Consider the following 10,319-nt stretch of genomic DNA (forward strand, 5'->3'; position numbering starts at 1 on the left):
ACGCATTATGCCGATTCGCCAAACAGCCCTGACAGAAAACGCTCCAGCGCCATCCGCGAACTGAATCCGTGCGGAATGCCGTAATGCTCCTGCGCATCGCCGCCCAGGTAGAGCGGGAAATGCTGATAGTGATCGCACATTTTGATCTCCGAGGCGGGCTCCGCAAGGGACAAACTGCGCTCTTTAAGCGTGGGATGAATAATTAAGGCGGTACGTCCCATTCGCGCTTCGCGATTCACGTACACATAATTATCGCCGCGACGGTAACCGTAGGTTTTATTCGTAGCGACATCCATCGTAAATCCCGCTTTCTCAAGAACGCGTGCCACCTCATCGGGTCGTAAATACATATTTTTTCCTCGTCATCATTTACTGCATCGCAACCTTACAGTAATGAGCATTAGCAGCGCTTTCGGAAAAGTCCATAAAGGGCGGCATATCTCGCGATCCGCTTCAAGGGTGGATTTTGTGCGCTACACTGATCATGACAACGAAAACAAGGGAGGATCATATGTTTAGCAGACCGAACCGCAGAGATGTTGATCAAGGCGTTCAGGATATCAATGATGATGTCAGCCGTTTAGCGGACAGCCTGGAAAGCGTACTGAAGTCCTGGGGCAGTGACGTGAAGGATGACGCCGATGGCGCACGTCGTAAAGCACAGGCGCTGTTAAAAGAAACCCGTGCAAAACTGCAGGGCCGTACCCGTGTGAAACAGGCAGCCTGCGATGTAGTGGGTTGCGCGGATACGTTCGTTAAAGAAAAACCATGGTCCAGCGTAGGTGCTGCGGCAGCGGTCGGGATTTTCCTCGGCGCGCTCCTGAGCATGCGTCGCTAGTCCATTGCAGCCCCGTGAGTTGCGCTCGCGGGGCGTATTGCCTTGCTGAGTTTTTCCGCCAGCTGTTCCGCCATTTCCGCCGATGAAATATTAGTAAAACAGACCAGAAGCCCCCTTCTTTCGCCCCCCTCTATCTGCCATGCGCTTAATGCCTGCACCGCCAGCCCGGCCTGATTTGCCCGTGCCGCCAGTTGCTTATCGTCATCCGTAACCGCGATCACCAGCTGAATGCCGCCCTGCTGCGCCGCCACGTCAAAGCCCTGCTGCTTAAGCGCTCTTTCCAGCCATTCACGCCGCCGGGCGTAATGCTGACGCATGTTTTTCAGGTGCCGCCAGAAATGACCCTGCGAGATAAAATCCGCCAGCGTCAGTTGAACCAGCCCTGGCACCGTACAGGGATACATCGCCGCCTGGCGACGGAAAGCGGCTACGTGCGGCGCAGGCACCACGATCCAGCCGGTACGGATCGCCGGAAACAGCGATTTACTGAAGGTCCCGGCGTAGATCACCCGCTGCGGGGCGTCGAGGCTTTTCAGCGGCGGCAGCGGTTTGCCGTGATAGCGAAACTCACTGTCATAATCGTCTTCGATGATCCACCCCTCACGGTGCGCCGCCCAGTCCAGCAACTGCCGACGGCGCGGCAACGACAGCGCCACGCCGAGCGGGCTCTGATGTGCTGGCGTCAGCAACACGAAACGCGCCTGCGGGTGTAATGCCCGGGCGGCGTCGATATTCATGCCGTTCTCATCGACCGGCACCGGCAACAGCCTGACCTGCTCGCGGGCAATCACCGGGCGGATCAGCGGAAAGCCCGGATCTTCCACCCACATGCCGTCGCCAGCAGTGGCGAGGGTACGCAGGATCAGCGTCATCGACATCGCGTAGCTGGCGGTAATGAATATCTGCTCGGGGGTACAGTCAATGCTGCGGGAGAAACGCAGGTAATCGACGATGGCCTGGCGTAACAGCCGCTCTCCCGCCACGTCGCCCGGCCCCAGATCAAAGCGTGTCTGGGTGCGCAGCCGCCGCCCCATCAGTCGCCCCCAGAGCGCGCGCGGAAAGAGATCGAGTGCGGGCAACCCCATCTGAAACGGCTGCGGAATGTTATCTGTCCCCTCCGTCAGGGACGCCGCAGGTAAAGCGCTGCCCGGCGTTACGGTGTCGCTGACAAAACTTCCCGCCTGCCCGCGCCGCTCAATCCAGCCCTGCGCCACCAGCTCGGCATAAGCGTGCTCTACGGTGGCGCGCGACACGCCGTTTTCCCGGGCGAAGGTACGGCTCGACGGCAGCCGGGCGCCGGCCGCAAGCTCGCCGGAAGCGATGGAAGATTTCAGAAGGCGGGCGATTTGCTGGTATCGGGCGTCCATTATGGTCTGCTTTTTTAGTTAAAATATGGCTCTCTGGTGCAGACCATTATAGTGCTACCTTCTCGCCATCTAAACGAGGAGATGACCATGACTGATTTACGCCTGCCCTATTCCGAACTCAGCCCGGAGGCATATAACGGCCTCATTCAGACCAGCCAGGCGCTGGAGCGCAGCGCTACCGACAAACCGCTGCTGGAGCTGGTTTATTTACGTGTGTCGCAGATTAACGGCTGCGCGTTTTGTCTGGAGATGCACAGCAAAGCGCTGCGCAAAACCGGCACCGACCAGAGCAAGCTTGATGCGCTGGCAGGCTGGCATATCAGCCCGCACTTCAGCGCGAAGGAAAAAGCCGCGCTGGCCTGGGCGGAGTCGCTGACGCATATCTCCACGACCCATGCGGGGGATGATGTTTATCAGCCCATGCTGGAACATTTTAGCGCTCAGGAAATCAGCGATCTGACCTTCGCCATCAGCCTGATGAATGCCTTTAACCGTCTCGCCATCGCTATGCGCATGTAATGTAGCGACAAAACTCCCTTCCCCGCTGAGTGCTTCAGCGGGATGAAATGGATCGAAAAATTCCTGGATATTGTGTGGTTGATAATCTTTATAACTACATCTAGTATTTCCTTAAGCAAGTGACACACAACCCGGCGCGATTTTTCGCGTCGTCCCGCTATCTTAGATGGAAATACGAATCATGCGCATTACTATTTACACTCGAAACGACTGTGTGCAGTGCCATGCAACGAAACGCGCCATGGAAAGCCGTGCCGTGGCGTTCGATTTGGTGAATGTGGACCTGGTGCCGGAAGCGGCAGACGAACTGCGCGCGCTGGGATTCCGCCAGTTGCCGGTAGTGATCGCCGGTGACACCCGCTGGTCCGGCTTTCGCCCGGATATGATTAACCGTCTGGGCAGCGCCCCTCGCGTCGCCAGCGCATGAGCACCCTCGTCTACTTCTCCAGCAGCTCGGAGAATACGCACCGCTTTATCACCCGCCTGGGACTGCCCGCTGTGCGTATTCCCCTGGATGAGCGTGAGCGGATCCAGGTAGACGAGCCCTATATCCTGGTGGTGCCGAGCTACGGCGGTGGCGGAACCGCAGGCGCGGTGCCGCGTCAGGTGATCCGCTTTTTAAACGATGCGCATAACCGGGCCTTGATCCGCGGCGTGATCGCCGCCGGTAACCGCAATTTTGGCGAGGCTTATGGCCGTGCGGGGGATGTCATCGCGCAAAAATGCAGCGTGCCGCATCTGTACCGTTTTGAGCTGATGGGTACGCCGCGTGACATCTTAAATGTGCGAAAAGGAGTGAGCGAATTTTGGCAACGACAACCGCAGAACGCGTAATGCAGGCCTCCACGGACTATCACGCGCTGAACGCCATGCTGAATCTGTACGATAAAGCGGGCCGCATCCAGTTTGAAAAAGATCATCAGGCGGTGGACGCGTTCTATACCGCCCACGTGCTGCCTAACACTGTGACCTTTGCGGATCAGAACAGCCGCCTGGATTATCTGGTTGCAGAGGGCTATTACGATGACAGCGTACTGGCGCGCTACGATCGCGCCTTCGTGATCGGCCTGTTTGAGACGGCGCACGCCAGCGGTTTTCGTTTCCAGACTTTCCTTGGCGCCTGGAAGTATTACACCAGCTACACGCTGAAAACCTTCGACGGCAAACGCTATCTGGAACACTTTGAGGATCGGGTGGTGATGGTAGCGCTGACGCTGGCGCAGGGTGATGAAAAACTCGCGCAGCAGTTGACGCAGGAGATCCTCGCCGGACGCTTCCAGCCCGCAACGCCAACCTTCCTGAACTGCGGCAAAATGCAGCGCGGCGAGCTGGTCTCCTGCTTCCTTTTGCGTATTGAAGACAATATGGAGTCGATTGGCCGGGCGGTGAATTCCGCGCTGCAACTCTCCAAACGCGGCGGCGGCGTGGCGTTTTTGCTCTCTAACCTGCGGGAAGCGGGCGCGCCCATCAAACGCATTGAAAACCAGTCCTCCGGCGTTATTCCGGTGATGAAAATGCTGGAAGATGCGTTCTCTTATGCCAATCAGCTCGGCGCGCGTCAGGGGGCGGGAGCTGTTTATCTGCACGCCCATCACCCGGATATTCTGCGTTTTCTGGATACCAAACGGGAAAACGCCGACGAAAAAATTCGCATCAAAACCCTTTCCCTTGGCGTGGTGATCCCGGATATCACCTTCCAGCTGGCGAAAGACAATGCGCAGATGGCGCTGTTTTCTCCCTATGACGTGGCGCGTATTTATGGCAAACCGTTCGGCGATGTGGCTATCAGCGAGCACTATCATGAGATGGTGGCTGACGATCGCATTCGTAAAACGTACATTAACGCGCGCGATTTTTTCCAGCTGCTGGCGGAGATCCAGTTCGAATCCGGCTATCCGTACATCATGTATGAGGACACGGTTAACCGCGCCAACCCGATTGCCGGGCGCATCAACATGAGCAATCTGTGCTCAGAGATTTTGCAGGTCAACAGCGCGTCGGAATACGATGAAAACCTGGATTACGCGCAGACCGGGCGGGATATCTCCTGCAATCTGGGCTCGCTGAACATCGCCCATACCATGGACTCTCCGGATTTTGGCCGCACGGTGGAAACCGCGGTGCGTGGCCTGACGGCGGTGTCGGACATGAGCCATATCCGCTCGGTGCCATCCATTGAAAACGGCAATGCCGCGTCTCATGCCATCGGCCTCGGGCAGATGAACCTGCACGGTTATCTGGCGCGGGAAGGCATTCTGTACGGCAGCGAAGAAGGCATTGATTTCACCAATCTCTATTTTTACACCATCACCTGGCATGCGCTGCATACCTCAATGATGATCGCCCGCGAGCGTGGCCAGCGTTTTGCCGGATTTGAGCGCTCCCGCTACGCCAGCGGCGAATACTTCACGCCCTATCTGGAAGAAGAGTGGCAGCCGAAAACCGAAAAAGTGCGCACACTCTTTGCCCGCGCGGGCATTGTGCTGCCGACGCGCGCCATGTGGCAGCAGTTGCGCGACGATGTGATGCGCCACGGTATCTACAATCAGAATTTGCAGGCGGTGCCGCCGACCGGGTCGATCTCCTATATCAACCATGCCACCTCCAGCATTCACCCGATTGTGTCGAAAATCGAGATCCGCAAAGAGGGTAAAACCGGGCGCGTGTACTACCCTGCCCCCTTTATGACCAATGACAATCTGGCGATGTATCAGGATGCCTACGAGATCGGGCCGGAAAAAATTATTGATACCTATGCCGCCGCCACGCGCCATGTCGATCAGGGGCTGTCGCTGACGCTGTTCTTCCCGGACACCGCCACCACGCGCGATATTAACCGCGCGCAGATTTATGCGTGGAAGAAAGGCATCAAGACGCTGTATTACATCCGCCTGCGCCAGCTGGCGCTGGAAGGCACCGAAATTGAAGGCTGCGTGTCATGCGCGCTGTAAGGAGAAAAGGATGAGCCGTTTATCCCGCGTCAGTGCGGTTAACTGGAACAAGATCCAGGACGATAAAGATCTGGAAGTGTGGAACCGCCTGACCAGCAATTTCTGGCTGCCAGAGAAAGTGCCGCTGTCTAACGACATCCCCGCCTGGCAGACGCTGAGCCAGGCCGAGCAGCAGCTTACCATCCGCGTGTTCACCGGCCTGACGCTGCTCGACACCATCCAGAATACCGTGGGCGCGCCGGCGCTGATGGCGGATGCGCTGACGCCCCATGAAGAGGCGGTGTTGTCGAACGTCAGCTTTATGGAGGCGGTGCATGCCCGCTCTTACAGTTCGATTTTCTCGACGCTGTGTCAGACCAAAGATGTGGATGCCGCCTATGCCTGGAGCGAGGAAAACGCGCCGCTGCAGCGCAAAGCGCAGCTGATCCTCGAGCAGTACGCCGCCGATGCGCCGCTGAAAAAGAAAATCGCCAGCGTCTTTCTGGAATCCTTCCTGTTTTATTCCGGCTTCTGGCTGCCGATGTATTTTTCCAGCCGCGGCAAGCTGACCAATACCGCCGATCTTATCCGGCTGATTATCCGTGACGAAGCGGTACACGGCTATTACATCGGTTATAAATACCAGAAGGGCCTCGAAAAAGTCGACGAAACAGAGCGCGAGTCGTTAAAGCTCTTTGCGCTGGATCTGCTGATGGATCTCTACGACAACGAGCTGGCCTATACCGCGGATTTATACGGCGGCTCCGGCCTTGAAGCGGATGTGCAGGCTTTTCTTTGTTACAACGCTAACAAGGCGCTGATGAACCTCGGCTATGAGGCATTGTTCCCGCCGGAAATGGCCGATGTGAATCCGGCGATCCTTGCGGCGCTGTCGCCCAACGGCGATGAAAACCATGACTTTTTCTCCGGTTCAGGCTCGTCTTATGTGATGGGTAAAGCGGTGGAAACCACCGACGAAGACTGGGATTTTTAATCCTCTCCTCTCCGGGAAATATTTCCGTATTTCCCGGATGGATATTTCATAATATTTCCGTTTTCATCACACGAATATTTCCCTGTGAACTACACTGCTCCCAACTAATTCCTTTCACCTGAAGCTTCCCGTTTCAGGTACCATTTCACGTGCTTTTCAAAAAAAATATCACTTTGTAAGACTCGCTCTCAGCCCTTATATCATGGGAAATGCCGCCAGATGCGCTTCGGCAATTTCCGTGCCAGCTGGCATTTGAGGGTTGTCACAGAATCTGAGTATGTTAGGGTATAGCCCGCTCATTATTTCCATCAGGAACTGTATTGATATAAATAAATAACGGGAACTCATTTATTGCATGGCAATTAAACTCGAAATTAAAAATCTCTATAAAATATTTGGTGAGCATCCACAGCGAGCTTTCAAATATATCGAAAAAGGATTTTCGAAAGAACAGATACTGGAAAAAACAGGGCTATCGCTTGGCGTCATTGACGCCAGTCTGGCCATTGAAGAAGGCGAGATTTTCGTCATCATGGGATTATCTGGTTCAGGTAAATCGACCATGGTTCGCCTTCTCAATCGCCTGATTGAACCCACCCGCGGGCAGGTGCTGATTGACGGCGAAGACATCGCCAAAATATCAGACGCCGCACTCCGCGAGGTGCGCAGGAAAAAGATCGCGATGGTCTTCCAGTCATTTGCGCTGATGCCGCATATGACGGTGCTGGATAATACCGCCTTCGGTATGGAATTAGCGGGCGTGCCCGCCGCTGAACGCCAGACCAAAGCGCTGGACGCGTTGCGTCAGGTGGGGCTGGAAAATTATGCCCATTCGTATCCGGATGAACTCTCTGGCGGTATGCGTCAGCGTGTCGGTCTGGCGCGCGCATTAGCCATTAATCCTGATATTTTATTAATGGACGAGGCCTTCTCCGCGCTCGATCCGCTTATCCGCACGGAAATGCAGGATGAGCTGGTAAAATTACAGGCGAAACATCAGCGTACCATTGTCTTTATTTCCCACGATCTGGATGAAGCCATGCGTATCGGCGATCGCATTGCCATTATGCAAAATGGCAAAGTGGTGCAGGTCGGTACGCCCGATGAAATTCTCAATAATCCGGCCAATGATTATGTCCGCACCTTCTTCCGCGGCGTGGATATTAGTCAGGTGTTCAGCGCCAAAGATATTGCCCGTCGTACTCAGGCGGGTCTGATCCGTAAAACGCCAGGTTTCGGCCCGCGCTCGGCGCTGAAATTATTGCAGGATGAGGATCGTGATTACGGTTACGTCATCGAGCGCGGAAATAAATTTGTCGGCATTGTCTCTGTTGATTCCCTGAAAACGGCGCTGGGCCAGAATCTGGGTATCGATGCGGCGTTACTGGAGTCCCCCGCTGCGGTGGAAGCCGAAACGCCGCTCAGCGAACTGCTCTCCCTTGTCGGACAGGCGCCCTGCGCCGTACCGGTAGTGGGTGAGGAGCAACAGTATATGGGCAGCATCTCCAAAGGTGCGCTGCTCAGGGCTTTAGATCGCGATGGGGTGAACAATGGCTGATCAATCTAATCCGTGGGGCAGCGAACCGGCTGCCGACAGCGCCGCACAATCCGCAGATGCATGGGGCAGCCCGTCAGGGGCGCCAGCCGATGGCGGCGGTACTGACTGGCTTTCCAGCGCGCCGCCTGCGCCGGAGCATTTCAATATTATGGATCCCTTCCATAAAACGCTGATCCCGCTCGACAGCTGGGTGACGCAGGGTATCGACTGGGTGGTAGTGCATTTCCGCCCGCTGTTCCAGGGCATTCGCGTGCCGGTGGATTATATCCTCAGCGCCTTCCAGCAGTTGCTGCTGGGTATGCCTGCGCCGGTGGCGATTGTTATTTTCGCGCTGATTGCCTGGCAGATGTCGAGCCTCAGCATGGGCGTGGCGACGCTGATTTCATTAGTCGCTATCGGCGCTATCGGCGCCTGGTCGCAGGCGATGATCACCCTGGCGCTGGTGCTGACCGCGCTGCTGTTCTGCATGATCATCGGCCTGCCGCTGGGGATCTGGCTGGCGCGCAGCCAGCGGGCGGCGAAGATTATTCGCCCGCTGCTGGACGCCATGCAGACCACACCAGCGTTCGTGTATCTGGTGCCGATTGTCATGCTGTTCGGTATCGGTAACGTGCCCGGCGTGGTGGTGACCATTATCTTCGCCCTGCCGCCGATTGTGCGTCTGACGATCCTCGGCATTAACCAGGTGCCGGCAGATCTGATCGAAGCCTCGCGCTCTTTCGGCGCCAGCCCGCGGCAGATGCTGTTTAAGGTTCAGCTACCGCTGGCGATGCCTACCATTATGGCGGGCGTGAACCAGACGCTGATGCTGGCCCTTTCCATGGTGGTGATCGCCTCGATGATCGCCGTTGGCGGGTTGGGTCAGATGGTGCTGCGCGGTATCGGTCGTCTTGATATGGGCCTGGCCACCGTGGGCGGCGTCGGGATCGTCATCCTCGCCATTATCCTTGACCGTCTGACCCAGGCCGTGGGTCGCGACTCCCGCAGTCGTGGCAACCGCCGCTGGTATCAGACCGGCCCGCTGGGTCTGCTGACCCGTCCGTTCAGTAAGTGATCCTGTTGCCCGGCGGCGCTGCGCCTGCCGGGCCTGACTAATGTTTAGCTTGAGGAACAACGATGCGACAGAATGTAATCATTGCCACAGCGTTTGCCAGCCTTATCTCCACCAGCGCTTTCGCCGCCGATCTGCCGGGTAAAGGCATTACCGTACAACCGATCCAGAGCACCATCTCAGAAGAAAGTTTCCAGACACAGCTGGTCAGCCGCGCGCTGGAAAAGCTCGGCTACACCGTGAATAAGCCGAGCGAAGTGGATTACAACGTTGGCTATACCTCCATTGCCTCCGGTGATGCCACCTTTACCGCCGTTAACTGGCAGCCGCTGCATGACGATATGTATGCCGCAGCGGGCGGCGATAAGAAGTTTTACCGCGAAGGGGTGTTTGTTACCGGCGCGGCCCAGGGGTATCTGATCGACAAAAAAACCGCTGAAAAATATCACATCACCAATATTGAGCAGCTGAAAGATCCAAAGATCGCGAAGCTGTTCGACAGCAATGGCGACGGTAAAGCCGACATGATGGGCTGCACGCCAGGCTGGGGCTGCGAGGCGGTGATCAACCATCAGAACGAAGCCTATAAGCTGACGGATACCGTGACCGTGAACCACGGTAACTACTCGGCGATGATGGCGGATACCATTGCGCGCTTTAAAGAAGGCAAGCCGGTGCTCTATTACACCTGGACCCCTTACTGGGTGAGCGACGTCCTGAAACCAGGTAAAGACGTGGTGTGGTTGCAGGTGCCGTTCTCCTCCCTGCCGGGCGAGCAGAAAGACATTGATACCAAACTGCCGAACGGCATGAACTACGGCTTCCCGGTTAACACCATGCATATTGTGGCGAACAAAGCCTGGGCGGAAAAAAATCCGGCGGCGGCGAAGCTGTTCTCGGTAATGAAACTGCCGCTGGCTGACATTAACGCGCAGAACGCGATGATGCATGCCGGTAAAGCCTCGGAAGCCGATATTAACGGTCACGTCGATGGCTGGATCAAAGCCCACCAGCAGCAGTTTGACGGCTGGGTGAAAGAAGCGCTGGCAGCGCAGAAGTAAT

11 protein-coding genes are annotated in these 10,319 nt (G+C 56.4%); 9 read left to right on the top strand and 2 right to left on the bottom strand.

The features are described 5' to 3' along the window. Nucleotides 1–5: 5 nt before the first annotated feature. On the bottom strand, nt 6–350 hold the full coding sequence (locus QRD42_RS00130; protein ID WP_072570058.1) for a DUF2002 family protein: 345 nt from the start codon (nt 348–350) through the stop codon (nt 6–8). Nucleotides 351–511: 161 nt separating this feature from the next. On the opposite strand from QRD42_RS00130, the gene QRD42_RS00135 reads away from it, so the two are divergent. After that, nucleotides 512–838, top strand: coding sequence for a DUF883 domain-containing protein (locus QRD42_RS00135; protein ID WP_072570057.1), 327 nt, complete (start codon nt 512–514; stop codon nt 836–838). Here QRD42_RS00135 and QRD42_RS00140 read toward each other — a convergent pair. After that, a complete protein-coding gene (locus QRD42_RS00140) occupies nt 835–2,205 on the bottom strand; it encodes a PLP-dependent aminotransferase family protein (RefSeq protein WP_321987914.1) in 1,371 nt (456 codons plus the stop codon). The two genes, QRD42_RS00135 and QRD42_RS00140, sit on opposite strands and share 4 nt — an antisense overlap. A gap of 87 nt (nt 2,206–2,292) precedes the next feature. Between QRD42_RS00140 and QRD42_RS00145 the strand changes: the two genes are divergently transcribed. The 8 genes from QRD42_RS00145 to proX all read left to right on the top strand — a co-directional run bounded on the left by QRD42_RS00145 (nt 2,293) and on the right by proX (nt 10,318). Continuing rightward, nucleotides 2,293–2,724 carry a carboxymuconolactone decarboxylase family protein gene (locus tag QRD42_RS00145; RefSeq protein WP_321987915.1) on the top strand — a complete coding sequence of 144 codons (432 nt, stop codon included), beginning with the start codon at nt 2,293–2,295 and terminating at the stop codon, nt 2,722–2,724. 166 nt (nt 2,725–2,890) lie between these two features. After that, the gene (gene nrdH / locus QRD42_RS00150) at nt 2,891–3,151 is read left to right on the top strand and encodes a glutaredoxin-like protein NrdH (protein WP_321987916.1); all 261 of its coding nucleotides are present in this window, start codon (nt 2,891–2,893) and stop codon (nt 3,149–3,151) included. Continuing rightward, a complete protein-coding gene (nrdI, locus tag QRD42_RS00155) occupies nt 3,148–3,558 on the top strand; it encodes a class Ib ribonucleoside-diphosphate reductase assembly flavoprotein NrdI (RefSeq protein WP_318364520.1) in 411 nt (136 codons plus the stop codon). The genes nrdH and nrdI overlap by 4 nt, the downstream gene beginning before the upstream one ends. Then, nucleotides 3,531–5,675: a class 1b ribonucleoside-diphosphate reductase subunit alpha gene (gene nrdE, locus QRD42_RS00160; protein ID WP_321987917.1), complete on the top strand. Its 2,145-nt coding sequence runs from the start codon at nt 3,531–3,533 to the stop codon at nt 5,673–5,675. The genes nrdI and nrdE overlap by 28 nt, the downstream gene beginning before the upstream one ends. Nucleotides 5,676–5,685: 10 nt before the next feature. Further along, complete coding sequence (gene nrdF / locus QRD42_RS00165; protein WP_321987918.1) at nt 5,686–6,648, top strand: class 1b ribonucleoside-diphosphate reductase subunit beta; 963 nt, start codon at nt 5,686–5,688, stop codon at nt 6,646–6,648. Between the two features lie 355 nt (nt 6,649–7,003). Further along, nucleotides 7,004–8,206, top strand: a complete 1,203-nt coding sequence (proV, locus tag QRD42_RS00170) for a glycine betaine/L-proline ABC transporter ATP-binding protein ProV (protein ID WP_318377248.1) — start codon at nt 7,004–7,006, stop codon at nt 8,204–8,206. Beyond that, the gene (gene proW, locus QRD42_RS00175; RefSeq protein ID WP_318364523.1) at nt 8,199–9,260 is read left to right on the top strand and encodes a glycine betaine/L-proline ABC transporter permease ProW; all 1,062 of its coding nucleotides are present in this window, start codon (nt 8,199–8,201) and stop codon (nt 9,258–9,260) included. Before proV ends, proW begins: the two co-directional genes overlap by 8 nt. Before the next feature lie 62 nt (nt 9,261–9,322). Continuing rightward, nucleotides 9,323–10,318 (top strand): glycine betaine/L-proline ABC transporter substrate-binding protein ProX, encoded by a 996-nt coding sequence (gene proX / locus QRD42_RS00180; protein WP_321987919.1) that lies wholly within the window; start codon nt 9,323–9,325, stop codon nt 10,316–10,318. Nucleotide 10,319: the final 1 nt, after the last annotated feature.

The sequence above is a fragment of the Enterobacter sp. PGRG2 genome (genome assembly GCF_030291195.1).
In the GTDB taxonomy this organism is placed as follows: domain Bacteria; phylum Pseudomonadota; class Gammaproteobacteria; order Enterobacterales; family Enterobacteriaceae; genus Enterobacter_D.